Genomic DNA, 24,651 nt, shown 5'->3' with positions numbered 1-24,651 from the left:
ACAGCTGGGACGAAGGCGAACAAAAGTGGCTCGAATCCGACACGGGGCAGCACCGGGCACAACCGGCTGTGAGATGAAGCACAGCCGCGCCTGGGCGGTCCCACCTGTCCCTGAAGGGGTCATTCCATGGGGGAAGCAACCCGCGCCCGAAGCCGTCGGGCGCGAACTCTGACGCGCCGTCTGGCGCTCACCGCGGCGGTCGCGAGCCTGGTACTCGGCACCGCCGGACCGGCTCTGGCGGACGATCATCCCGTCGCACCCGCCGGCGCCACCGACACGCCGCTGCTGGCGGCCAAGGCCGAGGCCGCCCGGACCGGCCGGCCGGTGACCGTCGACGCGCTCACCACCGAGACCACCGAGACCGTCGCCAACGCCGACGGCACCTTCGCCGTCACCGAGCACCTCCAGCCCGCCCGGGTACGCAAGGACGGCGGCTGGGCGGCCGTCGACGCCGCGCTGGCCGCCAACACCGACGGCACGCTCTCGCCGCGGGCCACCCCCGCGCGGCTGGTGCTGTCCGGCGGCGGCACCGGTCCGCTGGCCACGCTCACCGATCCGGCGGGCCACCGGCTCTCGTACACCCTGCCGTTCGCCCTGCCGGCTCCCGAGGTCAGCGGCAGCACCGCCCGTTACCGGGCCGTGCTGCCGGGCGTGGACCTCCAGGTGACCAGCACCGACCAGGGCGGTTTCCACGAGGTCCTGGTGGTGCACGACGCCCGGGCCGCCGCCGACCCGGCGCTGAAGTCCCTGCGGCTGACCACCGCGACCAGTGACGGGCTGACCCTCTCGGCCGACCAGGACGGCCGGGTCACCGCGGCCACCGCGGACGGCGCCGCCGCCTTCACCTCGCCCACCCCGCTGATGTGGGACTCCGCCGGCGCCAAGGCCCCGGCCGCCGCGCCGCAGGGCAAGGCGGCCCGCGCGGCCGCCCGGGCCGCCGACGCCCCCGGCAGCACCGACGCTCCCGACACCCCCGGCACCCCGTCCACCGCGTCCCAGCCCGGCTCCGCCGCGCAGGTCCGGCGGATCGCCGTGAGCACCGAGCCGGGCGCGCTCACGCTGACCCCGGACACCGGTCTGCTGACCGGCTCCGGCACCGTCTGGCCGCTGTACATCGACCCGTACACCAGCCCGATCACCAGCAAGAAGAGCCACTTCGTCACCGTCAAGGAGGGCTGCGCCGGGCAGAGTTCGTACGACGACGCGCAGGACAACGGCGAAGGCGTCGGCTACCAGCACTGGCAGGACTGCTTCGGCCTGAACCGGGCCTACTACGAGATCAACATCGGCAACCTCACCAAGTCGATGGTGATCTCCAAGTCCGTCGTCCACCTCACCTCGACCTACGGCGCCTCCTTCGACTGCGACAACGAGACGCCCGTCAAGCTGGCCACGGTCACCGGCATCAGCGGTTCGACCACCTGGAACCACCAGCCCTCGGTCACCGGTGACGGCTACATCGGCGGCACCCAGCAGGTGAAGAGCTCCAACCCGTCCCAGGGCTGCGGCAACCACGACGCCAACTGGGACGTGACCGGGCAGATCAGGAAGCTGGCCGGCAAGGACGACAGCTGGACCTTCGGCCTGTTCGGCAACGAGTCGAAGTCCTCCGGCAACAACGACTTCATCCGGTTCGCCACCAACCCGTACCTGACCACGGTGTTCGACATCCCGCCGGCCGTGCCGGACAACCTCGGCACCACCCCGGCCAGCCAGAGTCCGGCCGGCAACGGCTGCAACGGCGCGGCGGACGGCTGGATCGGCCAGTCCGGCCTGACCGGCGGAGCCTCCGACATCACCCTCAACGCGCGGCTGAACACCGACATGAGCGGGGTCAACCTGCGTGCCCGCTACGAGGTCTGGGACACCAAGACGGCCGCGGCCGACGGCGGTTCGACCGACCGGACCAAGCCGGTCAGCGGCTGGGTCTCCGACGGCGGCACCGTCCGGACCAACATCGGCTTCGCGGTGGCGGACGGCCACCAGTACGGCTGGCACGTGAAGGCCGAGGACGCGACCCTGGCCGGTGGCTGGTCGCCGAACTGCTACTTCAAGATCGACCTGAGCGCCCCGAGCATCCCCGCCTTCACCGACTCACCGGTCTTCCCGCCGCTCGGCGGCGACCGCGCCCCCACCGGCCACGCCGGCGACACCGGGGTGAAGATCACCGTCAGCGCCAACGACCCGACCCCCACCGGCTGCACCAGGGGCGCCTGCGTCAGCAGCGGGATCGACCGGTTCGAGTACTCGCTCGACACCGGGATACCCGGCAGCGGCGCCGCCAAGGTGGACGCCACCTCGACCGGTGCGGGCAACGCCACCGCCGACGTGCCGATCACCCTGAGCGCCGCGCAGTGGGGTGCCCACACCCTGTTCGTGCGCGCCGTCGACAACGCCGGCAACACCCAGGGCACGGTCGGCCAGTACAGCTTCTTCGCCCCCTGGAACCCGAACACCAAGGTGACCGCGGGCGACCTGGACGGCGACGCGGTGCCCGATCTGGTCTCCCCCACCACCGGCGGCGACCTGGTGCTGATCCGCGGCAACGCCGACCCGGCCGGCGCCCCCGTCACCGTCTCGACCAAGGACCGCAGCCCCGACGGCACCGGCTGGGACAACTACCTGGTGGCCCACCGCGGGACGCTCACCGGCACCAACGTGGACGACCTGTTCGCGTACCAGAAGGCCACCCACGAGCTGTACCTCTACACCAACGACGCCAACACCCCCGGCGGCAGCGCCGGCCGCTTCACCCTCACCCAGAACGTGCTGCCGATCCGCAACTCGGCGAGCTGCCCGGCCAAGGGCTCCGACGGCACCTGGAACCACGTGACCTCGATCCTCGCCCCGGGCAAGCTGGCCCAGTTCGCGGACGTGCCGGATCTGATCACGGTGGACGACCAGGAGCTCTGGTACTACCCGGGCACCTTCCAGGCCGGCTGCAACCTCGGCGCCGGCGTGCGGATCGGCACCGGTGACTGGTCCGGCGTGACCCTGCTCGCCCCCGGCACCGTCGGCGGCGTACCGACCCTGTGGGCCCGCGACAACACCACCGGCGCGGTCGGCAGCTACCCGCTGACCTTCGCGAACGGCGTGCCCACCAGCCGCCTCACCGCCCCCGCCCACGCGCCGCTGGTCTCCGGCGTGCTGGACGCGAACAACAAGAACCTGTGCCTGGACATCGCCGGTTCCCACACCGCCAACGGCACGGCCGCCCAGGTCTACACCTGCAACGGCACCGACGCCCAGCAGTTCACGCTCGGCGCCGACGGCACCGTGCACGTGCTCGGCAAGTGCCTGGACGTGGCCAAGGGCGGCACCGCCAACAACACCCTGGTCCAGCTCTACCAGTGCAACAACACCGCCTCCCAGCAGTGGGTCGCCGGCCCGTACCCGGGGTCGCTGAAGAACCCGCAGTCCGGCCGCTGCCTGGCCGACCCGGCCGGCAACCGCAACCCGCGCACCCAGGTGATCATCTACGACTGCCTGAACATCGCCGACCAGAAGTGGGCCGCCACCAGCGGCAACGTGCTGCCCGCCGGGCAGCCCGTGCTGCCGGTCGGCCTGGGCGGCCGGGACTACCCGACCGTCGCCTCGCCGGGCGACGTGCAGGGCACCGGCCAGCCCGCGCTCTACGCGAGCACCGGCGCCGGCCGCACCGTCGAGTACCCGGGCGCGGCGCCGGCCGGGGGCCTGGCCCAGTTCACCGCCCCGGTGGCGATCGGCTACGTCCACCGGCCCACCGACCGGTGGCGGCTGGAGGACACCTCCGACAGCGTCCGACCGGCCAACGACCTGACGCTCTCCGGCGGCGCGGCCATCGGCACCGACCCGGCCCGGGGCAAAGCCCTGGTGTTCAACGGCAGCACGGCCTACGCCGCCACCGCCGGCCCGGTGCTGGACACCGGTGCCGGGTACACCGTGTCGGCCTGGGTCAACCTCAGCAGCCTGGCGGAGAACTCCACCTTCGTCTCGCAGTCCGGCACCAACGCCAACGGGCTCCAGCTGTACTACTCCAACTGGGCCAAGGCGTTCGCCGTCGGCCACGCCCACGAGGACGCCAAGGACGCCACGTTCAGCAGCGCCTACGGGCCGAGCACCGGCCCGCTCGCCCCCAAGGTGAACACCTGGTACCACCTGGTCGGCGTGTACGACGCGACCGCCCAGGAGCTGCGGCTGTACGTCGACGACCAGGCGGCGGGCACCGCGGACTACACCGGTACCAGCTGGAACGCGGCCGGGCCGCTGCAACTCGGCCGCCGGATCTACCAGGGCGCGTACGGCGAGTACGCGGCCGGCCGGATCGACGACGTACAGGTCTTCGCCGAGGCGCTCACCCCCGGTGCGGTCGCCTCGCTCGGCCACGACCGGCCGGTGCCGACCCAGCTCGCCTGACGTCTCCCGCCCCGGCGCGACGGCCCGCCCACCTCGCACCGGGGCGGGCGGGCCGTCGCCGTCCGGCCCTGGGCCGGCCGGGTGACTTGGTCCCGAACGTCCGGGCCGCCCGGACCGCTCCGGGGCGAGACTGACCGCAACCGACGAGGAGGTGCACGATCATGACCGACCAGACCCCCGCACCGCAGGTGTGGCCCTCGCTGCGGGCGAACGACGCCCGGGCGCTGATCCGGTTCCTGGTGGAGGCGTTCGGCTTCGAGGAGACCGTCGTCTACGGCGAGGGCGAGCGGGTGCACCACGCCCAGCTCTCCTGGCCGGAGGGCGGCGGCCTGATGCTCGGCTCGGCCCGCCCCGAGGACGAGGAGGACACGTGGCCGCTGCGCCCCGGCCACTTCGGCGCGTACGTGGTGACCGCCGACCCGGACGCGGTGCACGCCCGCGCGGTCGCCGCCGGGGCCGACATCATCACCGGGCTGCACGTGACCGACTACGGCTCCCGGGACTTCGCGGCCCGCGACCCGGAGGGCAACCACTGGTCCTTCGGCACCTACCGCGGCGAGCCCCGCAAGACACCGCCCCCGACCGGCTGAGCGGCCGTGCCCGCCACCCCGGCCGAGCGGCTGCGCGCGCTGTGCCTGGCGCTGCCCGGCTGCGAGGAGCGCCCCAGCCACGGCGAGCCGGCCTGGTTCGCCGGCGGCAGGCGGATGTTCGCCACCGTCGCCGACCACCACCACGACGACCGCACGGCCTGCTGGCTCGCCGCTCCCCCGGGCCTGCAGGAGCACCTGGTGGCCACCGATCCGGAGCGGTTCTTCCGGCCCCCCTACGTCGGCCACCGCGGCTGGCTTGGGGTCTACCTGGACGTCGCGGTGGACTGGCCGCACCTGGCGGACCTGGTCACGGCCGGCTACCGCCTGGTCGCGCCGGCCGCCCTGCGGGCGGAGCTCGACCGACGCTGACGGACCGTCCGCGCCCCGGACGGTCCGTCGGTGTTCGGTACGTGCCTCAGCCGGAGAGCGCGAAGGCCAGCAGGGCGGAGGCCGTCATGTCGAGCGCGGGCTCGCTGCTCTGCCAGGAGCGGACGTCGTCCACGTACGTGCTGCCGTGCCCGGTGAAGGCCGAGAAGGCGTCGGTACCGCCGGGCGGGCAGGCCCGCATGCCGTCCAGGTAGTCGTCCAGCCCACCGCTGAACTGCCCGCTGCCGTTGGGCCCGTTGACGATCGCGCCGAGCTGGACGCTCGACCCGCCGTTCAGGCCGCCGGCCAGGTTGGGCAGCTGCCCCGCGGTGCAGTGCGGGAAGGTGGTGCCCTCGCCGACCATCATCGAGGTGCCCCAGGCGTTGGCGCCCAGGATCCAGTCGGTCTGCTGCGCGCCGAAGCGGTTGAGCGAGGTGTCGCCGGTGAGGTTGCGGTAGAGCCGGGTGGTGGCGGCCAGGCCGAGCGCGTGCGAGTCGGCGTCGAAGTCGTTGTAGACCGCGCCCATGTGGAACGGGTCCTTGTCCGCGCGGGCCTTGGCCCCGGTGATCTGCGCCTTGAGGTCGGCCACCAGGGCGTCGTAGCCGATCGCCAGCCCACCCGGGTTCCCGGCCGCCCTGACGGCCCGGGCCAGCTCGGCCTGGGCCAGCGCGCTCGTGTTGTACATGTTGAGGGTGTCGGTGCTGCCGGTCGCCTCGTACGCCTTGGCCCAGCTCGCCGCCTGGGTGAGCCAGCCGGAGGTCCGGCCGTCGGCCAGCGCCTGCCCGGCCAGGGCGAGTTCGGCGCCGCCGAAGGCCAGGTCGTCCTTCCAGCTGTCCTCGGGGTAGTAGGCGTGCGGGACGGTGGTCACCAGGGTGCCGGGGGCGGTGTCGGCCAGGGCGTAGATCTGTGCGGCGGTGTCCAGGTACCGCTTGGCCCGCACCGGGTCGCCCACCGCGGACAGCTGGGCGCCGAGGGCGAAGTCGGCGGCGAGCCGGCCGGCCTGGTTGGGGCTGATCCGGGCCCCGGGGGCGGCGGCCCGGAACACCGGGCGGCTCTTGAGGAAGGGGTGCGCGCCGTCGGCGTCGTCCTTCTCGGGCAACCGCCAGACGTCGTGGTCGCCGACCACGCTGCCGCTGGAGGTGCCCGAGCCGAGGCCGACCTGGATGTAGAGGGTCGCGGTGTTCTCGTCCCACATCTTGTCGAGCCAGTCCAGGCCGAACCGGGCCTCGGCCCGCAGCGCGGAGCCGGGGGCCGCCCCGCTCTCTCGGGCGGCCAGTTGCAGGGTGGCGTCGGCGTAGGAGGCGGTCTCGGTGAACTTCAGGTAGTCGCCGGCGTCGAACCAGCCGCCCTCGACGTCGACCGTGCCGCCGATCTTCGTCGGGGCGGCCTTGATGGTGTCGCCGTCCGAGGAGGTGAAGGCCGGCCAGTTGTAGACGGTGGCGGCGGAGTCGGTGAGGTGGGCCGGCTTGCGGTTCAGCCGGCCCGGGATGGTGGCGCGCCCGTCGCGCTGGGATTGGAAGAAGGCGGTGGCGTCGTCGGTGAGGGCGCCGAAGAGCGGGGTGGCGCCGCCGATGGTGAAGCTGGGCGAGGAGCCGGTGGCGGCCCCGCTCACCTCGATCCGGTAGCTCCCACCGGTCTTCACCCCGGTGAAGTCGATCAGATAGACCGCCGGGTAGGCGGTGTTCCAACTGCCCAGGCTGGCACCGGTGGTGCCGCTGGCGACGGTCGCGCCGGAGGAGTCCAGCAGCTTCCAGCCGGCGCCGCTGACGGCGGCCTTCGAGAGCAGGAAGGCCTCCTTGGCGCCGCTGTCGGCGTAGCCCACCTGGTTCACCCGGACCAGGCCGGTGGTGGCGGCCTCGGCCGGGCCGGCCCAGGGGGCTTGGAGGAGGGTGGCGCCGAGCGCGAGGGTGGCCAGCAGGGCCGGCCTGCGCGCCGTCCGGCTTCCGATCAGGGTCATGCTGCCGTCTCCTACGTGGGGGAAGGGAGGAGCACACTGTTAGGAAGGTTTCCTAACGCATGGCCGCGAAGGTAGTGCCGCCCGCCCCGCCGGTCAATAGTCCGCACCAGCCCTTGACTGATCAAGTTAGGAAACTTAACTTATGGACCCTCTCCTGCTCCCGCCTCCTCTCACCCCCACGGAGTTCCCATGTCCGGGACGCTCAGCAGACGGATCGGCCTGTTCCAGGCCACCGCCATCAACATGAGCCAGATGTGCGGCATCGGTCCGTTCGTCACCATCCCCCTGATGGTCGCGGCCTTCGGTGGCCCGCAGGCCGTGATCGGCTGGATCGCCGGCGCGGTGCTCGCCCTGGTGGACGGGCTGGTCTGGGCCGAACTCGGCGCCTCCCTGCCCGGCTCCGGCGGTTCCTACGTCTACCTTCGCGAGGCCTTCCAGTACCGGACCGGACGGCTGATGCCGTTCCTGTTCGTCTGGACGGCGATGCTCTTCATCCCGCTGATCATGTCCACCGGCGTGGTCGGCTTCGTGCAGTACCTGGGCTACCTCTGGCCGTCGATGGGTCAGGGCCAGGGCGACCTGGTCGGCCTGGCCGTGGTGGGTCTGGTGGTGCTGCTGCTCTGGCGCAAGGTCGAGAACATCGCCCGGCTCACCACCGTGATGTGGGGTGTCATGATCGTCGCGGTCGGCGCGGTGATCGCCGCCTCCTACAGCGACTTCTCGCCCTCGATGGCCTTCACCTGGCCCGCGCACGCGATCGACCTCACCCACGGCCGGTTCTGGCTGGGCTTCGCCGCCGGCCTGACCATCGGCATCTACGACTACCTCGGCTACAACACCGCCGCCTACCTCGGCGCCGAGGTCAAGGAGCCCGGCCGGGTGATGCCGCGCGCGATCATCTTCTCGATCATCGGGATCATGGCGATCTACCTGCTGCTCCAGATCGGCGTGCTCGGCGTGGTCGACTGGCACGAGATGCTCGACCCGGAGTCGGTGGCCTCCAAGTCGGTCGCCTCCGCCGTGCTGGAGCGGGTCTGGGGCCACGCGGCCGCCGACGTGGTGACGGTGCTGATCCTGGTCACCGCCTTCGCCTCGGTCTTCGCCGGCCTGCTGGGCGGCTCCCGGGTGCCCTTCGACGCCGCCCGGGACAGGGTCTTCTTCCGCTCCTTCGGCAAGCTGCACAGCCGCCACCAGTTCCCCGTCCTCGGCCTGGTCGCGATGGGCGCGATGACCGCCGTCGGGTTCCTGATCGGCCGGCACACCAATCTGGCCACCCTGATCGGCCTGCTCACCACCGTCATGGTCATCGTCCAGGCGCTCGCCCAGATCCTGGCGGTCACGGTGCTGCGCCGCCGCCAGCCCGACCTGCCGCGCCCGTACCGGATGTGGCTCTACCCGGCGCCGAGCATCCTGGCCGCGGTCGGCTGGCTGGTCATCTACGGCTACGCGGACCGCAACGCGCCCGGCCTGCACCCGATCGAATGGTCGCTGGTCTGGGTGGCGGCCGGCGCGGCCGCCTTCCTGATCTGGTCCAAGGTCGAGAAGGTCTGGCCGTTCGCCCCCACCGAGATCCAGGAGGAGTACCTCCCCGCCAAGGTCTGACCCACCACCCCGGCCCGGCCCCCGTACCCGCGGGGCCGGGCCGGGGTGCGTCCACGGGCGGCGTCCGTCCGTCCCACGGTCAGCCCGCGCCGGCGGGCGCTTCGGTGGCCCCGGCGGGCGCGGGCGACCCGGCCGCCGGCGCGGCGTAGGCGGCGCCCACCGTGGCCCGGTCGAAGACCCGCCAGGTCGCGAGCGTCACCAGCACCGCGACCCCGAAACCCACCCAGTACGGCGCCGTCAGCCCGAAGGCCCCGGCCAGCACGCCCCCGAGCAGCGCCCCGAGGCAGTTGCCGCCCGCCGCCACGAACAGGTTGCTGCTGCCCACCCGACCGAGCATCTCCGGCGGGGTCAGCCGCTGGCGCAGCGAGTTCGCCACGATGCCCCACAGCGCGCCGTGCACACCGAAGGCGAACAGCGCGAAGCCGATCAGGTACGGGCTGCGCGAGGTCGCCAGCGCGAGGTGCAGCCCGGCCTCCACCAGCAGCCCGACCCGGATCGTCCAGGTGGCGGTGACCAGGGCGATCAGCCGGTCGCCGACCAATGAGCCGAGCACGCCGCCGGCCGCCATGCAGGTGAACAGCAGCCCGTAGCCGACCGAGCCGAGGTGCAGCCGCTGGGCGGCGAGCAGCACCAGCACCGCGGTCGCCGCGGTGAGCGTGACGTTCAGCAGCCCGATCAGCACCGCCATGGTGCGCAGCAACCGCTGGCGCAGCAGCCAGCGCAGCCCCTCGGCCATCTCCGCCAGGACCGAGCTCGACCGCTCCTCGGTGGGGCCGGCCGTCGGCACGGCCCGGTAGACCCCGCCGACCAGGCCGATCAGCACGGCGCTGGCCGCGTAGGTGGCAGCGTTGGCCAGGAACGGCAGGCCGGCGGCCAGGACGAACAGGAAGCCGCCCAGCGGGCCGGCGACCATCTGCTGCATCAGGGTGGTGCCGCCGAACAGCAGGCCGTTGGCCCGCTCCAGGCGCTCCCTGGGCACCACGGCGGGGAGCACCGCCTGGCTCGCCGCCCGGAACACGATCTCGCCGCAGTTGACCACGAACAGCACGGTGCACAGCAGCAGGATGCCGGCGTGCCCGGTGGCGGTCGCGGCGGCCAGCACGGCCATCGCGACGACCCGCGCCCAGTCCACCGCCACCATCAGCCGGCGCCGGTCGACCCGGTCCACCAGGACCCCGCCGGGCAGGGCGAACAGCAGCCAGGGCAGCCACCCGACGCCGGCCGCCGCGGAGACCAGCAGCGGGTCGTCGGTCCGGGCGGCGACCAGCAGCGGCGTCGCCACCATGGCCAGGCCGCTGCCGAGCGCCGAGGTCGTACTCGCGGCCCACAGCCTGACGAACCGCCCGCCGAGCGGCTCCACCCCGTTGTGCACCATGACGCGCGAACCTACCAGAGCGCACACGGACGGCCGAGGGGATTTCCGCTCAGCCCAGGCCCGCCGTGCGGCGCTCGAACACCTCCGCGCGGGCGGTGCCGAGGGCGGTGGCCAGGGCGCCCTGGAGGACGGCCTCGTCGCCGAGCAGGCTGGCGGCCAGCCGGGGGCGCAGCGGGGTGAGCCGGTGCATGGCCTGCTCCACCGGTGCGAGCAGCAGGTCGGCCCCTTGGCCGAGGCCGCCGCCGAGCACCACCAGGTCCGGATCGAGCACGGCGGAGACGATCGCGAGCGCGTAGGCCAGCTGCTCGGCCTCCCGGCCGACCGCCCGGGCAGCGCGCGGGTCGCCGGCGCGAGCGGCGGCGAAGACCTGCTTGGCCGTCAAGGGCCCGGCCAGGCCGAGCTCGCCGGCGGCGCGCACCACGGACTCCGCGGCGGCGGCCTCCTCCAGGGTGCCGCCGCCGGGCAGCGGGAGCAGGCCGATCTCGCCGGCCGCGCCGCGGGCGCCGCGCTGCAGTTCGCCGTCGGCGACCACCCCCATGCCCAGGCCGGTGCCGATCAGCAGGTAGACGAAGAGCCGGCTGCCGGCTCCGGCGCCGCGCGCGTACTCGCCGAGGGCGGCCAGGTTGGCGTCGTTGTGCACGCTGATCCGGGTGCCCAGCCCGGCCTCGATCCGTTCGAACAGGCCGCGCCGGCCCCAGCCGGGCAGGTTGGGGGCGTACTGGACGCGCTGCTCGGTCTCGTCCCAGACGCCCGGGCTGCCGATCGCGGCGTGCACCACGTCGGTGGCGCGCAGTCCGGCCTCGGCGGTGGTGGTCCGGGCGGCGGCCACCACGGAGTCGGCGACGGCGTTGGCGGTGCGGCCCCGGTTGGGGACGTCCTGGCGGCTGACGATCCGTCCGGTCAGGTCGGCGAGGGCGACCCGCAGCCGGGCCCGGCCGATGTCGATGCCCAGCACGTGGCCGGCCGCCGGGTCCGGCTCGTAGAGCACCGCGATCCGGCCGCGTTCGGGTGCCAGCAGGCCGGCCTCGCGGGCCAGGCCGGCCTGCTCCAGGGTGGCGAGCGCGGCCGAGACGGTCGGCTTGGACAGGCCCGTGTCGCGTGCCAGCTGGGCCCGGGAGGACGGGCCGCCGGTGCGCAGCCGCTCCAGCAGCAGCCACTCGTTGTTGCTGCGCAGTCGCTGTCTGCTCCACGGCTGCGCGGTGCGCGGCTGCGGCGCCGGGCCCGGCTCGGCCTCCGGGCCGTCGGCCGGCACGGGGCGGGAACTCATGCATTCCTCCGGGCGGTTGCGGTTGTCGTCCGACCGCAACTCTATGCAATCGGCCCACCGCACCAGGGCCCGGCCGGGCCCGGCCCGGTGGGCTGCCCGGGCCAGAGCCGGGTCAGCCCACCGCCACCGCGGGCCGGTCGGCCAGCAGCATCCGGGCCCGGTCGAGCGCGGTGCCCGGATCCCGCTCCCCGGTGTAGACGCAGACGGTGTAGAAGGCGTCGTCCCGGCGGCGCCGCGCCCGCTCGTCGGGGGCACCGAGGGCGGCGAGCCCGTCGAGCTCGCGGACCAGCTCGTCCAGGGCGGTGTAGTTGATCAGTGGCATGCGTCCACTCCGGTACGAAGACGGTGGGTCGCCGATCCGGCTACCCGGGTTTCCGGGCGGCAACCCCACCTGCGCCGGAGCCGACCGGATCCCATCCGAATTCGACCGCAATCGCCACAGTTCGTCCACACATGGATGCGCAGCGCAGCAGCGGCCCGGAACGCCCCGCCGGGCCGGCCGACGCCGGGTCCGGTTCGCGACGGGCCGCCGTCATCCATTGGGCGGATCCCATGATTGTTTCGAATGGCGGGATCGGGCGGCTCGCCGGACACTCGGAGTCCGGGGGGCATCTCGACATTGAGAGGCGACCCGTGAAATCACGATCCACCGGGATTGTCGTCGCTGCCGCGGCGGCTTCCCTTGCTCTCGCTCTCACCTCCTGCGGCAGCGCCAAGCAGTCGACCAGCGCCTCGTCCTCCGGTTCCGGCTCCGGGACCGGAGCGGTCAAGATCGGTCTGCTCCTCCCGGAGTCCAAGACCACCCGGTACGAGCAGTTCGACAAGCCCCTGATCGAGCAGAAGATCAAGGAGATCGCGCCGAACGCGCAGATCGACTACTACAACGCCAACCAGGACGCCACGCTCCAGCAGACGCAGGTCGACACGGCTCTCACCAAGGGGAACCAGGTCCTGATCCTGGACGCGGTGGACGCCAAGGCCATCCAGTCCTCGGTCCAGAAGGCGCACGACGCCGGCGTCAAGGTGGTCGCCTACGACCGGCTGGCCCAGGGGCCGGTCGACTCGTACGTCTCCTTCGACAACCGCAAGGTCGGCCAGCTCCAGGGCGAGGCCCTGGTGGCCGCCGTCGGCGACAAGGCCTCCGCCGGCAAGATCATCATGATCAACGGCTCGCCCACCGACCCGAACGCGGCCGACTTCAAGGCCGGCGCGCACAGTGCCATCGACGGCAAGCTCACGGTCGGCAAGGAGTACGACACCCCGAACTGGGACCCGAACAACGCCAACCAGGAGGCCGCCGCGGGCATCACCGCGATCGGCGCCCCGAACGTGGTCGGCGTCTACTCGGCCAACGACGGTATGGCGGCGGGCATCGCGACCGCGCTCAAGGCGGCCAACCTGAGCGTCCCGCTGACCGGGCAGGACGCTCAGCTGGACGCCGTCCAGCGGATCCTGGCCGGCACCCAGACGATGTCGATCTACAAGCCGTACAAGCCGGAGGCCGACACCGCCGCCCAGATGGCCGTGGCCTTCGCCCAGGGCAAGACGCTGGGCTCCGAGGTGGCGTCCGCCAAGGCCACCAGCGGCAGCGGCCAGGAGGTCCAGTCCAACCTGATCACACCGATCGTGCTCACCAAGGACAACATCAAGAGCACCGTGGTGGCCGACGGCCTCTACACCGTGCCCCAGATCTGCACCCCTGACTACGCCGCCGCCTGCGCCGCAGCCGGTCTGCAGTAACCCCACCGTCCGGAGGAGTTGATGAGCATGGCGGGTCCTCCCGTGCTGGCGTTGCGCAGCGTCTCCAAGCGGTTCGGCGCGGTGCAGGCCCTCACCGAGGTCGACCTCGAGGTCGTGGCCGGCGAGGTGATCGCCCTGGTGGGTGACAACGGCGCCGGCAAGTCCACGCTGGTGAAGGCGATCGCCGGGGTCAACCAGCCCGACGAGGGCGTGATCGAGTGGGAGGGCCGGGCGGTCACCATCCACCGGCCGCAGGACGCCCAGCACCTGGGGATCGCCACGGTCTACCAGGATCTCGCGCTCTGCGACAACCTCGACGTGGTCGGCAACCTCTTCCTCGGGCGCGAGCTGAAGCGCCTCGGGGTGCTGAACGAGGTCGCGATGGAGAAGCGCTCGCGCGAGCTGCTCAGCACGCTGTCGATCCGCATCCCCAGCGTCCGGATCCCGATCGCCTCGCTCTCCGGAGGACAGCGGCAGACCGTGGCGATCGCCCGGGCGCTGATCGGCGAGCCCAAGATCGTCATTCTGGACGAGCCCACCGCCGCCCTCGGCGTGGAGCAGACCGCCCAGGTCCTGGACCTGGTCGAGCGGCTCCGCGACCGGGGTCTCGGCGTGATCCTGGTCAGCCACAACATGGCCGACGTGATGGCCGTCGCCGACCGGGTGGCGGTGCTGCGGCTGGGCCGCAACAACGGCGTCTTCGACGTCCGCTACACCAACCAGCAGGAGATCATCTCCGCCATCACCGGCGCGACCGACAACGCCGTGACCCGGCGGCAGGCCCGCGGCCAGGAGGGGATGTCATGAACGGGGACCAGAGCGGCGGGAGCGGCCGCGACGAGGAACGCGAGCGCGGGCCGCTGCCCGAGGACGCGATGTCCAAGGACGGGGTCAACGCCCCCGTCCCGGTCGCCCACGACGCCACCCCGGCGGTGGACCCGCGGCTGATCGTCCGCCAGGAGGGCATCACCGGCTACCTGGGCGAGTTCAAACGGCGCCTCAGCAGCGGCGAGCTGGGCTCGCTGCCGGTCGTGGTGGCGCTGATCGTGATCTGGGCCGTGTTCGGCAGCCTCGACAGCAGCTTCCTGTCGGCGCAGAACCTGTCCAACCTGTCGCAGCAGATCGTCGGCACCGGCATGATCGCGATCGGCGTGGTCTTCGTGCTGCTGCTCGGCGAGATCGACCTGTCGGTCGGCTCGGTCAGCGGACTGTGCGCCGCGATCTTCGCGGTGCTGAACGTCACCCACGGGGTCAACGAGTGGGTGGCGGTGCTGTGCGCGCTGCTCGGCGGAGCGGTGGTCGGCCTGATCCAGGGCTTCTTCTTCGCCAAGGTCGGCGTCCCGGCCTTCGTGGTCACCCTGGCGGGCAACCTGGGCTGGAACGGCCTGATGCTGCAGATCCTCGGCGCCAGCGGCACGATCAACCTGTCCGGCCGGGACATCGACTCCCGGCTGTACAGCACCATCTACAGCCAGACCGTCGCCGCGTACGGGGTGGCGGCCATCGGCGTGCTGCTGTTCCTCGGCGCCTCGCTGCTGGACGCCCGCCGGCGCCAGGCGGCCGGGGTGCCCTCGCGGCCGCCGGCGGACATCGCGCTGCGCACGGTGGCGATCGGGGTGGTCGCCTTCGCGGCCGCGTACACGCTCAACCAGTACAAGGGGCTGCCACTGGCGCTGCTGATCTTCCTGATCTTCATCGTGGTGCTGGACTTCGTGCTCCGGCGGACCACCTACGGCCGGCAGATCTTCGCCCTCGGCGGCAACATCGAGGGCGCCCGGAGAGCCGGTATCAACGTGTCGTGGATCCGGATCTCGGTGTTCATGATCTGTTCCACCATGGCCGCGGTCGGCGGTCTGTTCCTGGCCGCGCAGATCCAGTCCGCCAGCCAGACCTCCGGCGGTGGCAACCTGCTGATGAACTGCATCGCGGCGGCCGTCATCGGCGGCACCAGCCTGTTCGGCGGCCGGGGCTCCACCTGGTCGGCGCTGCTCGGTGCGCTGGTGATCGGCTCGATCCAGTCCGGGATGAACATCATGGGGCTGAGCAACGCCATCCAGTTCATGGTCACCGGTGCGGTGCTGCTGGCCGCGGTCGTGATCGACTCGCTGTCCCGCCGGACCCAGAAGGCGGCCGGCCGCGCCTGACCCGGCCTCAGGCCGTGTCGGCCCTGCCACGCGCCCCCCGCGGCCCCGACCGGGCACGGGGGGCGCATCGCGCAGCGGCCGCCCGTGCGCTCCGACGATCGGTTGACGGCGGGCCCCGCTCGGCCTGTCGCGCCCGGCGCCCGGGCGGCCCGCGGCCAGGATGCGGCCATGATCCGCACACGCCGAGCCACCGCCGCCGCCCTCGCGGCCGGCACCGCCCTGCTCCTGTCCCTGGTCCCCGCGCCCGCGAGCGCCCGAGCGGCCTTCGGGGCGCCGGAGGACCGCGTCACCCGGTACCTGCACAGCATCCGGGACCGTCCGGCCGAACTCCGCGCCTTCTTCGAGGCCCTGCCCAAGGGCGGCGACCTGCACAACCACCTGAGCGGCGCCGCCTCCACCGAACTGCTGCTGCAGATCGCCGTGGACGAGGGCCTGTGCATCGACCGGGTCACCTCGACGGCCACCTTCGGCCCCTGCGCGGAGGGCAGCCGGCCGGCCTCCGACACCAGCACCGACGAGGACTTCCGGCTGCAGGTGATCCGGGCCTGGTCCATGCAGGACTTCGTCCCCGGCGCCGAGTCCGGCCACGACCACTTCTTCGCCACCTTCGGCAAGTTCGGGCCGGCCTCCTACACCCAGCCGGGCCGGCTGCTGGCCGAGGTCGCCGACTCGGCCGCGACCCAGCACCAGTCCTACCTGGAGACCATGCTGACCCCCGCCTCGGACGCGGCCTCCGCGCTCGCCGCCAAGGTCGGCTTCGACAGCGACTTCGAGCAGCTGCGGCAGAAGCTGCTCGCGGACGACGGCCTCGGCCAGGTGGTCAGGACCGCCGTCGCCGAGGCTGACGCCACCGAGGCGGAGTACCGGGCGACCTCGCAGTGCGACGGCCCGAGCCCCGCGCCGGGCTGCGCGCTGACCGTCCGGTTCATCTCGCAGGCCTCCCGCGCCTCCACCCCCGCGCGGGTCTTCACCCAGCTGCTGCTCGGCATGGAACTGGCCCGGCAGGACCCGCGGTTCGTGGCGGTCAACCTGGTCCAGCCGGAGGACGCGCCCGCCTCGCTGGAGAACTACCGGCTCCAGATGCAGATGCTGGACTACCTGCACGGCGTCTACCCCGAGGCGCACATCACCCTGCACGCCGGGGAGTTGACCCCGGGCCTGGTGAAGCCCGAGGACCTGCGCTTCCACATCCGGGAGGCGGTGGTGACCGGTCACGCCGAGCGGATCGGCCACGGCGTCGACCTGGCGTACGAGGACGACCCGCAGGGGCTGCTGCGGCTGCTGGCCGACCGGCACGTGGCCATCGAGGTGCCGCTCACCAGCAACGCGCAGATCCTCGGAGTCAGCGGGCCCGACCACCCCTTCCCCCGCTACCGGGCGGCGGGCGTCCCGGTGGCGCTGGCCACCGACGACCCCGGGGTGTCGCGCGGCGACATCAGCATGGAGTACCAGCGGGCCGCGCTGACCTACGACCTGGACTACCCGGCGCTGCGCGACCTGGCCCGCGCCTCCCTGGAGTACGCCTTCCTGCCCGGGCGCAGCCTCTGGGCCGACCGCGACGGCTACCGCCCGGTCGCCGAGTGCGCGGGGGACGAACCGGGGAGCGACCACCCGAGCGCGGGCTGCGCGGCACTGCTGGCCGGCAGCCCGAAGGCCGAGCTGGAGTGGCGGCAGGAGTGCGGGTTCCGCACCTTCGAGGCGGGGGTCCGCGACCGGCGCCCGTGACGCCGGCGCCCGGGCCATGGACGTCCGGGCCGCGGACGGTCGCTCGCACCGTCCGCGGCCCGGCCACGGCCCGGCGTACGGTCAGTGGGCCACGCCGTCGGTGAGGTAGCGCGGCCTGCCGTCCCGGCGGGCCTGCCACAGCGCCGCGAACCAGCGCCGCTGGACGGGCTGCAGGCCGCCGTGCCAGTCCCGGGGGCTGCGCCAGTCGTAGGCGTCGTGCTCCGGGCTGAGGACGGGGTGCTGCGCGGTGGTGCCGCCGTCGAAGCAGAAGTCGATGACCGGCGGCCAGCCGTCCGCGGCGCGGCGGTAGTCGACCGCGAGCAACTGCAGCGGGCCGCGCAGCCGCAGGCCGGTCTCCTCCTCGGTCTCGCGGACGGCGGTGCGGCAGGGCTGCTCACCGTGGTCGGCGAGGCCGCCGGGAATCTGCCACCAGACGGGATGACCCGGGTAGGGGCGGGCCTGGCGGAGCATCAGGACGCGGCCGTCCGGATCGGTGAGCAGCACGCCCGCGGACACCACGTGCCTGGGCAGGGCGGCGGCGAACCGGTCGGGCGGGACGGTCTCGTCGATCACTGCCGGCGGCTCCTCGCTCGTGCGCGAACTCCGCCGCCATCCTCCAGGCCCCCTCTGCCCGCGGCTACCTGACGATGCGTCAGGTTGACGGTCGTTCGAACGACCCGTGCCGACCCTCGCCCGCCGCGAAGCGCGCCGCGCCGGCCCGGGTGTCGGCCGCCAGCGAGACCTGCCCGTGGGCCCACTCCCCCGCCATCGCCGCGGCCTCGTCGAGGCCCTCCTGTTCGAGCAGCGAGAGCCGGTCCTGGCGCAGGCAGGTCTGCGGGAAGGCGGCGAGTTCGGCGGCCAGCTCGCGGGCGGCGGCGAGCTCGGTGCCGGCCGGGACGAGGCGGTCGGCCAAGCCGATCCGGTACGCCTCCTCGGCGTCCACCGGGCGGCCGGTGAGAATCAGGTCCATCGCCCGGCCGGCGCCGATCAGGCGGGGCAGCCGCACGGTGCCGCCGTCGATCAGGGGGACGCCCCAGCGGCGGCAGAAGACGCCGAAGACCGCGTCGGCGGCGGCGACCCGCAGGTCGCACCAGAGCGCGAGCTCGAGGCCGCCGGCCACCGCGTGACCGGCCACGGCGGCGATCACCGGCTTGGACAGGCGCAGCCGGGTGGGCCCCATCGGGCCGGGGCCGTCGCCGGCCAGGCGGTTGCCGCGCCCGGTGCCGATGGCCTTGAGGTCCGCACCGGCGCAGAAGGTGCCACCCTCGCCCCAGAGCACCGCGACGGCGGCGGAGTCGTCCGCCTCGAAGTCCTCGAAGGCCGCCAGCAGGGCGGCCGCGGTCGGGCCGTCGACGGCGTTGCGGGCCTGCGGGCGGGCGAGCACCACCGTCCGGACCGGGCCCGCCTGTTCGACCCTGACCGCATCCTTCGCCATGCCCGCCTCCGTCGGGATCGAAGCGGCGCCCGGATCCGACTGGGCCCGTGGCCATTCTGCCGCGCCACGGCCCCGGACGCCCGTTTTCGTCCTGTTGACGATAATGATCCGCGCCAGTTATCGTCAGTCAGACGAGAAAGGGGTCTTCCATGGCCGACATCACCCGGCGCCTCGGTTTCCGCCACCTGCGGGCCGCTCCCACCTCCCACATCCGCCACCTGCGCGGCGGCAGGCTCGCGCACGAGGGCACCGGCCTGGCCTTCTGGTTCCGGCCGCTGACCGCGGCGATCTCCGAAGTGCCCGCCGACGACCGGGAACTGGCGATGATCTGCCACGCCAGGACCGCCGACTTCCAGGACCTCACCGTCCAGGCCACCGTCACCTACCGGATCACCGACCCGGTGGTCGCCGCCACCCGGGTGGACTTCTCCCTGGACCCGGACACCGGCACCTGGCAGGCCGAGCCGCTGGACCAGCTGGGCACCCTGCTCACCGAGAGCGCCCAGCAGCACGCCCTGGAGCTGATCGCCGGCCTGACGCTCTCCCAGGCGCTCGCCGCCGGGGTGACCCCGGTGCGGCAGAAGATCGGCGACGGCCTGACCGCCGACCCCCGACTGGCCGAAACCGGTCTGGCCGTGATCGCCGTCCGGGTCACCGCGCTGCGGCCGGAGGCCGAACTCGAGCGCGCGCTGCGCACCCCGGCGCGCGAGCAGGTGCAGCAGGAGGCCGACCGGGCGACGTACGAGCGGCGCGCGGTGGCCGTCGAGCGCGAGCGGGCGATCGCCGAGAACGAGCTGGCCAGCAAGATCGAGCTGGCCCGCCGGGAGGAGGAGCTGGTCGCCCAGCAGGGTGCCAACGCCCGCCGGCAGGCCGAGCAGAACGCCGCGGCCGACCGGGTCCGGGCCGACTCCGAGGCGGCCCGGCGGACCAGGATCGCCACCGCGGAGGCCGAGGCCGCCCGGATCCTGGCCGACGCCCAGGCCGACTCCGAGCGGGTGCTCGGCGAGGCCAGGGCCGCCTCCGAGGAGGCCTGGCTGCTGGCCCACCAGCAGGCGGGGCCGGAGCTGCTGCACGCGCTGGCGCTGACCAAGCTGGCCGAGCACCTGCCGAAGATCGACAGCATCACGCTCAGCCCGGACGTCCTGACGGGCCTGCTCGCCCGGCTCGGCCAGGCCCGCACCGGCGGCGAGGGCCGATGAGCCTGGCCCCGCGCGCCGTCCTGGTCCACCGCCGCACCGAGTACGAGGAGTTGATCGACCGGCACGGCTCGCGCGGCCAGGCCGCCTTCTTCCTCTCCAGCCAGGGCCGGGCGCTGGAGGAGGTGGAGCAGCGGCACGACCTCGCGCGGGCGGCCCTGGCCGAGGTCGCCGCCGCGGTGCCGCTGGAGTGGCGGCGCAGCCGGGTCGAGCGCGCCGACCTGGACCGCTTCCTGTTCGCCCCGGAGGACGTCCTGGTGGTGGTCGGCCAGGACGGGCTGGTGGCCAACGCCGCCAAGTACCTGTCCGGGCAGCCGGTGGTGGGTATCGACACCGAGCCGGGCCGCGGGCTCGGGGTGCTGGTGCGGCACCGCCCGGCGGACGCCGCCCGGGTGCTCCGCGCGGTCGCCGCCCCGGGCGGGGAGCGACACCTGGAGGAGCGCACCATGGTCGAGGCGGTGGCCGACGACACCCAGCGGCTGCTCGCCCTGAACGAGATCTACCTCGGCCAGCACAGCCACCAGACGGCCCGCTACCGGCTCACCGCGGGCGGCGGCCGGGCGGAACCGCAGGCCTCCTCCGGGGTGTTGGTCGGCACCGGCACCGGGGCGACCGGCTGGTGCCGCTCCGCCTGGCTGGAGCGGCGCAGCACGCTCCAGCTGCCCGGGCCCACCGCCCCGGCGGTGGCCTGGTTCGTCCGCGAGGCCTGGCCGTCGCCGGTCACCGGCACGGGGCAGGTGCAGGGGCTGCTCGCGGACGGCGAGCGGCTGGAGCTGACCGTCGAGTCGGATCAACTGGTGGCTTTCGGAGACGGTGTCGAGTCCGACGCTCTGCGGCTAACCTGGGGTCAGACGGTACGGGTGGGGGTGGCGGTGGAGCGGCTCCGGCTGTTCCGTTGATCCACGGGTTCATGACACCGGCGTGCGAAGTGGCATATCCCGCGCCCAGGGTGTGATGAATTCGTGACGGTCTGCAGGCGAACCCCCGACCGGTCCCGGCCAGGTGCCACCCCCTCCGCGCCCGCCGGGCGCACCCGGGCGGGTCGGGCCCGCGCCGGGCGCTCGCACCGGGGCGCGGCCGAGCATTCGATTCCGGCCCTCTCTGCGGACCTTGGTGCCGAGCGGCGCCGCACGCAGTACCTTAGCCAGGGCGCACCCAGCGGGCGGCCAGGATCCGCTCAGTTGATGTCCAGTCAGGAAAAGTTTTCCAAAGAGGTATTAAAGTCTCCACCTTGGCGGTAGAAACGTCTTCAGAGCGTGCGGGTCCGCTGTCGCGCCCGACAGTGCGGCACCGGGGCCACCGCGACCAAGGGGTCGACCGAGCACGCGGCAGAGTTCGGAGGGGGTAAGCGTGTCGAAGCCGGACACGACCGCGCGTGCGACCGTCAGCGTGGACACCAGGCAGCCCAGTACCAGGCAGCCCAGCACCAGTTCGTCGGCGGGCACCGCGCTGCCGGCCGTCACCGCACCCGCCGACCCGGGCCCCGTGGGCGACGCCAGGCGCCGCAGGATCGACGGGCTGCTGCGCCGCTCACCGCTCCAGCCCGTGTTCCGGGCGCTCACCGCCCGCCGGCTGGCCGTCCTCGCCTACCACGGGATCGACGACCCGGCGGGCTTCGCCGCCCAGATGGAGCGACTGGTCCGCACCGCCACCCCGGTCTCGCTCGCCCGGCTCCAGAGTTGCGTGCGGGAGCGGCGCCCGCTGCCCCCGCGCAGCGTGCTGGTCACCTTCGACGACGGCGACCGGAGCGTGCTCACCCACGGCCTGCCGGTGCTCACCCGGTTGGGCATCCCCGCCGCGGCCTTCGCGGTGACCGAACTGATCGACACCGACCGGCCGTTCTGGTGGTCCGAGGCCGCCCATCTGGCCGCGCACGGCGGCACCGCCCGCGCCCTGGCCGGCTGCCCGCCGCAGGCCGTGGTGGGCCGGCTGAAGCAGATCTCCGACGCGGAGCGCCGGCGCAGCCTCCAGGAGCTGCGCGACAGCGCCCGCACCCAGGCCCCCCGCCGGCCCCAGCTGACCGCCTCCGACCTGGGCCGGCTCCGCTCGGCCGGGGTGGAGATCGGCAACCACACGCACACCCACCCCTGCCTGGACCGCTGCGCGGACTCCACCGGGCACCAGGAGGTGGCCGAGGCGCACCGGCTGCTGAGCCGCTGGCTGGGCGAGGCCCCGACCGCCTTCGCCTACCCGAACGGCAACCGGGACCAGCGCACCGAGGCGCTGCTCGGCGAACTCGGCTACCGGCTCGGCTTCCTGTTCAACCACCGGCACGACGCGCTGCTCCCGCCGGATCCACTGCGGATCAATCGGCTGCGGGTCAACTCCGACACCACCCCGGACCGCTTCGACACCATCCTGTCCGGGCTGCACCCGGCCGTGCACCGGATCCGCGGCGGCTGCTGAGCCGGCGGCGGGCCGGGCGGCGCCCGGTGCGGCGGCTCACTGCTCGATGTAGGACTCCAGGCCGCGCAGGAAGACGTCCAGTTTGAACGCGAAGCGGTCGTCGCCGCCGCCCTCGACCATCGTCGTCGCCATGCTGCTGATCAGCGGGAAGCGGTCCGCGGGGAGCTTGGAGAAGTAGTCCGTGATGCTGGTGAAGTAGGCGTCGAGGTCGGCGCCGCGCTCCAGCTTGTCGGTGTAGGTGCAGGCCTCGTAGGCGTCGGCGTCGATCAGCTGGCCCAGGCCGTCCAGCGCCCAGGTGGCCACCTTCGGCGGCACGCCGGCCTGGAGCATCACGTCCAGCATGAACTCGGCCAGCCGGAGCTGGTTGGCTCCGGTCGGGATGGCACCGAGGGACACCAGGGTGATGTCCCGGTGCCGGGTGAAGACCGCCTGGGCCTCCAGGCAGAGCTCCTTGATCTGCTCCTTCCAGCGGTCCGGCTCCGGCCGCTCCGGGAGCCGGATCTCGCCGGCGATCCGCTCCAGCATCAGGTCGCAGAGCTCGTCCTTGTTCGACACATGGGCGTACAGCGAGGCCGGGCCGGTGTCGAGCTCCTGGGCGATCCGCCGCATGGTGACGCCCCCGAGGCCCTCCGCGTCGAGGATCCGGATCCCGGCCTCGACGATCGCCTCCTGGCTCAGCGGCTGGCGGACCTCGGCCCTGCGCGCCTTGTGCCAGGGGACCGGGGGCATCTGCGAGGTCATTCGCCACCTGCTTTCGCGTCATCGGATGATCGACAAACGTTCCCCCGACGAACATCGTACTCGCAGCGAACAGCGTTCCCCAGGGTGAACCACCACGATGGGATACGAACGCCGTTCGCCAGACGAACACCGTGTTGACAGAACAGTGGTCGATCGGTAGAACAGTGTTCGTCAGGTAAGTCGTCCAAGCCACCAGGAGTTCCAGATGACCGCGACCGAGTCCCCCTACAGATGGCGATGGGCGGCCCTGTTCGTCATCCTCGCCGCGGAGGTCATGGACCTCCTGGACTCCCTGGTCACCAATATCGCGGCTCCCTCGATCCGGGCCGACATCGGGGGCGGTGAGACCACCATCCAGTGGCTCGGAGCCGCCTACACCCTCGCCATGGCGCTCGGCCTGATCACCGGCGGGCGGCTCGGCGACATCTTCGGGCGCCGGCGGATGTACCTGATCGGCGCTGTCGGTTTCACCCTGGGCTCGGTCGCCTGCGGCCTGGCCCAGGAGCCCGGCCAGCTGGTCGCGGCCCGGGTCTTCCAGGGCCTGCTGGGCGCCGTGATGCTGCCGCAGGGCCTCGGCATCCTCAAGGAGATCTTCTCGGAGAAGGAGCAGGCCACCGCGTTCGGCCTGTTCGGTCCGGTGATGGGCCTGTCCACGGTCGGCGGCCCGATCCTGGCCGGCTGGCTGGTCGACGCCGACCTGTGGGGCACCGGCTGGCGGATGATCTTCCTGATCAACATCCCGCTCGGCCTGTTCGCGATCGCCGGCGGCCTGGCCTTCCTGCCCGAGTGGAAGAGCGCCCGGACGGTCCGGCTGGACCTGGCCGGGGCGCTGCTGGCCGCACTCGGCTCGGCCCTGATCGTCTTCCCGCTGGTCCAGGGCCGCGAGCACGACTGGCCGGCCTGGGCGTTCGCACTGATCGGGCTGTCGATCGCGGTGTTCGCCTTCTTCGCCTGGTTCGAGAACCGCAAGAGCAACCGCGGCGGCGACCCCCTGGTCGAGCCGAGCCTGTTCCGCAAGCGCGGCTTCAGCGGCGGCATGGTGCTCGGCCTCGCCTTCTTCTCGGCGATGACCGGCTTCTGGCTCACCTTCAGCCTGTACACCCAGATCGGCCTGCACTACTCGCCGTTCAAGGCGGGCCTGGCCGGCATCCCGTCCTCGATCGGCATGGTGGTCGCCTTCGTCAGCTCGCAGGCGCTGCTGAAGTTCGGGCGCAAGGTGATGCACGGCGGGCTGATCGTGATGGCCCTGGGCGTCGGCGCCGTCATCCTCACCCTCCAGCTGGCCGGCATCGACGTGACGCCCTGGCAGCTGGCCCCGGCGCTCGCGGTCACCGGCCTGGGCATGGGCTTCGTGATGGCGCCGTTCTTCGACACCGTGCTCGCCTCGGTCGAGCCGCACGAGACCGGCTCCGCCTCGGGCACCCTCACCTCGGTGCAGCAGCTGGGCGCCGCGCTCGGCACCGCGATCCTCGGCACGGTCTTCTTCGAGCAGATCAAGACCAACAGCTTCGTGCACGCCGAGCAGATCACCCTCGGGGTGGAGATCGCCATGCTGGCCGTGGTGTTCGGCGCGATCTTCCTGCTGCCCAAGCACGCCCGGCCGCACTCCGAGGCCGGCCCCGACGCGCCGGCCGAGGACGGCACCGGCCAGGAGGCCAAGGTCGCCGCCTGAGGCACTCGCGTACCGACCTGACCGTCGCGGCCCGTGCGGC

General features: G+C 73.0%; 19 protein-coding genes. 12 read left to right on the top strand and 7 right to left on the bottom strand.

All coding sequences use genetic code 11. The annotated features are described in order from the left end of the window. Positions 1 to 126 precede the first annotated feature (126 nt). From AB0K43_RS23685 to AB0K43_RS23675, 3 genes are all read left to right on the top strand, one after another. The gene (locus tag AB0K43_RS23685; RefSeq protein ID WP_363642885.1) at positions 127 to 4,395 is read left to right on the top strand and encodes a ricin-type beta-trefoil lectin domain protein; all 4,269 of its coding nucleotides are present in this window, start codon (positions 127 to 129) and stop codon (positions 4,393 to 4,395) included. Positions 4,396 to 4,556: 161 nt separating this feature from the next. After that, a complete protein-coding gene (locus AB0K43_RS23680; protein WP_363642883.1) occupies positions 4,557 to 4,985 on the top strand; it encodes a VOC family protein in 429 nt (142 codons plus the stop codon). Between the two features lie 6 nt (positions 4,986 to 4,991). Beyond that, positions 4,992 to 5,354, top strand: coding sequence for an MmcQ/YjbR family DNA-binding protein (locus AB0K43_RS23675; protein ID WP_363642881.1), 363 nt, complete (start codon positions 4,992 to 4,994; stop codon positions 5,352 to 5,354). Between the two features lie 46 nt (positions 5,355 to 5,400). Here AB0K43_RS23675 and AB0K43_RS23670 read toward each other — a convergent pair whose 3' ends face one another. Next, a complete protein-coding gene (locus AB0K43_RS23670) occupies positions 5,401 to 7,308 on the bottom strand; it encodes a glycoside hydrolase family 9 protein (protein WP_363642879.1) in 1,908 nt (635 codons plus the stop codon). A 189-nt stretch (positions 7,309 to 7,497) separates the two neighbouring features. Between AB0K43_RS23670 and AB0K43_RS23665 the strand changes: the two genes are divergently transcribed. After that, the gene (locus AB0K43_RS23665; RefSeq protein ID WP_363642877.1) at positions 7,498 to 8,910 is read left to right on the top strand and encodes an APC family permease; all 1,413 of its coding nucleotides are present in this window, start codon (positions 7,498 to 7,500) and stop codon (positions 8,908 to 8,910) included. 79 nt (positions 8,911 to 8,989) lie between these two features. On the opposite strand, the gene AB0K43_RS23660 is transcribed toward AB0K43_RS23665, so the two are convergent. The 3 genes from AB0K43_RS23660 to AB0K43_RS23650 form a co-directional block, all read right to left on the bottom strand. After that, positions 8,990 to 10,285, bottom strand: coding sequence for an MFS transporter (locus AB0K43_RS23660; protein WP_363642875.1), 1,296 nt, complete (start codon positions 10,283 to 10,285; stop codon positions 8,990 to 8,992). 49 nt (positions 10,286 to 10,334) lie between these two features. Then, positions 10,335 to 11,552 (bottom strand): ROK family transcriptional regulator, encoded by a 1,218-nt coding sequence (locus tag AB0K43_RS23655; protein WP_363642873.1) that lies wholly within the window; start codon positions 11,550 to 11,552, stop codon positions 10,335 to 10,337. Between the two features lie 112 nt (positions 11,553 to 11,664). After that, positions 11,665 to 11,874, bottom strand: a complete 210-nt coding sequence (locus tag AB0K43_RS23650; protein ID WP_363642871.1) for a DUF5133 domain-containing protein — start codon at positions 11,872 to 11,874, stop codon at positions 11,665 to 11,667. A gap of 311 nt (positions 11,875 to 12,185) precedes the next feature. Between AB0K43_RS23650 and AB0K43_RS23645 the strand changes: the two genes are divergently transcribed. From AB0K43_RS23645 to AB0K43_RS23630, 4 genes are all read left to right on the top strand, one after another. Further along, positions 12,186 to 13,292: a substrate-binding domain-containing protein gene (locus AB0K43_RS23645; protein ID WP_363642869.1), complete on the top strand. Its 1,107-nt coding sequence runs from the start codon at positions 12,186 to 12,188 to the stop codon at positions 13,290 to 13,292. A gap of 27 nt (positions 13,293 to 13,319) precedes the next feature. After that, entirely contained in the window at positions 13,320 to 14,099 is a 780-nt protein-coding gene (locus AB0K43_RS23640) for an ATP-binding cassette domain-containing protein (RefSeq protein WP_363642867.1), read from the top strand. A 68-nt stretch (positions 14,100 to 14,167) separates the two neighbouring features. Continuing rightward, positions 14,168 to 15,436, top strand: coding sequence for a sugar ABC transporter permease (locus AB0K43_RS23635; RefSeq protein WP_363642919.1), 1,269 nt, complete (start codon positions 14,168 to 14,170; stop codon positions 15,434 to 15,436). A 168-nt stretch (positions 15,437 to 15,604) separates the two neighbouring features. Further along, a complete protein-coding gene (locus AB0K43_RS23630) occupies positions 15,605 to 17,161 on the top strand; it encodes an adenosine deaminase (RefSeq protein WP_363642865.1) in 1,557 nt (518 codons plus the stop codon). 81 nt (positions 17,162 to 17,242) lie between these two features. Here the strand turns inward: AB0K43_RS23630 and AB0K43_RS23625 are convergent, their stop codons facing one another. Both AB0K43_RS23625 and AB0K43_RS23620 read right to left on the bottom strand, forming a co-directional pair. Next, complete coding sequence (locus AB0K43_RS23625) at positions 17,243 to 17,734, bottom strand: NUDIX hydrolase (protein ID WP_363642863.1); 492 nt, start codon at positions 17,732 to 17,734, stop codon at positions 17,243 to 17,245. A 79-nt stretch (positions 17,735 to 17,813) separates the two neighbouring features. After that, positions 17,814 to 18,596: a crotonase/enoyl-CoA hydratase family protein gene (locus AB0K43_RS23620; protein WP_363642861.1), complete on the bottom strand. Its 783-nt coding sequence runs from the start codon at positions 18,594 to 18,596 to the stop codon at positions 17,814 to 17,816. Between the two features lie 149 nt (positions 18,597 to 18,745). Here AB0K43_RS23620 and AB0K43_RS23615 point away from each other — a divergent pair, with 149 nt between their 5' ends. The 3 genes from AB0K43_RS23615 to AB0K43_RS23605 all read left to right on the top strand — a co-directional run bounded on the left by AB0K43_RS23615 (position 18,746) and on the right by AB0K43_RS23605 (position 22,198). Beyond that, positions 18,746 to 19,795: an SPFH domain-containing protein gene (locus AB0K43_RS23615; RefSeq protein ID WP_363642859.1), complete on the top strand. Its 1,050-nt coding sequence runs from the start codon at positions 18,746 to 18,748 to the stop codon at positions 19,793 to 19,795. Next, on the top strand, positions 19,792 to 20,691 hold the full coding sequence (locus AB0K43_RS23610; RefSeq protein ID WP_363642857.1) for a hypothetical protein: 900 nt from the start codon (positions 19,792 to 19,794) through the stop codon (positions 20,689 to 20,691). The genes AB0K43_RS23615 and AB0K43_RS23610 overlap by 4 nt, the downstream gene beginning before the upstream one ends. A 451-nt stretch (positions 20,692 to 21,142) precedes the next feature. Then, positions 21,143 to 22,198: a polysaccharide deacetylase family protein gene (locus AB0K43_RS23605; protein ID WP_363642855.1), complete on the top strand. Its 1,056-nt coding sequence runs from the start codon at positions 21,143 to 21,145 to the stop codon at positions 22,196 to 22,198. A gap of 36 nt (positions 22,199 to 22,234) precedes the next feature. Here the strand turns inward: AB0K43_RS23605 and AB0K43_RS23600 are convergent, their stop codons facing one another. Next, positions 22,235 to 22,939, bottom strand: a complete 705-nt coding sequence (locus AB0K43_RS23600; RefSeq protein WP_363642853.1) for a TetR/AcrR family transcriptional regulator C-terminal domain-containing protein — start codon at positions 22,937 to 22,939, stop codon at positions 22,235 to 22,237. A gap of 205 nt (positions 22,940 to 23,144) precedes the next feature. Between AB0K43_RS23600 and AB0K43_RS23595 the strand changes: the two genes are divergently transcribed. Beyond that, positions 23,145 to 24,611 carry an MFS transporter gene (locus AB0K43_RS23595; RefSeq protein WP_363642851.1) on the top strand — a complete coding sequence of 489 codons (1,467 nt, stop codon included), beginning with the start codon at positions 23,145 to 23,147 and terminating at the stop codon, positions 24,609 to 24,611. Positions 24,612 to 24,651: the final 40 nt, after the last annotated feature.

It is taken from the genome of Kitasatospora sp. NPDC049258 (assembly GCF_040678895.1).
Taxonomy (GTDB): Bacteria; Actinomycetota; Actinomycetes; order Streptomycetales; family Streptomycetaceae; genus Kitasatospora.
This window is presented reverse-complemented; position numbering and strand designations above follow the sequence as displayed.

Coding starts and splice junctions, on each gene's coding strand:
- AB0K43_RS23685 (WP_363642885.1), top strand. CDS start 127: ATGGGGGAAGCAACCCGCGCCCGAAGCCGTCGGGCGCGAACTCTGACG.
- AB0K43_RS23680 (WP_363642883.1), top strand. CDS start 4,557: ATGACCGACCAGACCCCCGCACCGCAGGTGTGGCCCTCGCTGCGGGCG.
- AB0K43_RS23670 (WP_363642879.1), bottom strand. CDS start 7,308: ATGACCCTGATCGGAAGCCGGACGGCGCGCAGGCCGGCCCTGCTGGCC.
- AB0K43_RS23665 (WP_363642877.1), top strand. CDS start 7,498: ATGTCCGGGACGCTCAGCAGACGGATCGGCCTGTTCCAGGCCACCGCC.
- AB0K43_RS23660 (WP_363642875.1), bottom strand. CDS start 10,285: ATGGTGCACAACGGGGTGGAGCCGCTCGGCGGGCGGTTCGTCAGGCTG.
- AB0K43_RS23655 (WP_363642873.1), bottom strand. CDS start 11,552: ATGAGTTCCCGCCCCGTGCCGGCCGACGGCCCGGAGGCCGAGCCGGGC.
- AB0K43_RS23650 (WP_363642871.1), bottom strand. CDS start 11,874: ATGCCACTGATCAACTACACCGCCCTGGACGAGCTGGTCCGCGAGCTC.
- AB0K43_RS23640 (WP_363642867.1), top strand. CDS start 13,320: ATGGCGGGTCCTCCCGTGCTGGCGTTGCGCAGCGTCTCCAAGCGGTTC.
- AB0K43_RS23635 (WP_363642919.1), top strand. CDS start 14,168: ATGTCCAAGGACGGGGTCAACGCCCCCGTCCCGGTCGCCCACGACGCC.
- AB0K43_RS23630 (WP_363642865.1), top strand. CDS start 15,605: ATGATCCGCACACGCCGAGCCACCGCCGCCGCCCTCGCGGCCGGCACC.
- AB0K43_RS23620 (WP_363642861.1), bottom strand. CDS start 18,596: ATGGCGAAGGATGCGGTCAGGGTCGAACAGGCGGGCCCGGTCCGGACG.
- AB0K43_RS23615 (WP_363642859.1), top strand. CDS start 18,746: ATGGCCGACATCACCCGGCGCCTCGGTTTCCGCCACCTGCGGGCCGCT.
- AB0K43_RS23610 (WP_363642857.1), top strand. CDS start 19,792: ATGAGCCTGGCCCCGCGCGCCGTCCTGGTCCACCGCCGCACCGAGTAC.
- AB0K43_RS23600 (WP_363642853.1), bottom strand. CDS start 22,939: ATGACCTCGCAGATGCCCCCGGTCCCCTGGCACAAGGCGCGCAGGGCC.
- AB0K43_RS23595 (WP_363642851.1), top strand. CDS start 23,145: ATGACCGCGACCGAGTCCCCCTACAGATGGCGATGGGCGGCCCTGTTC.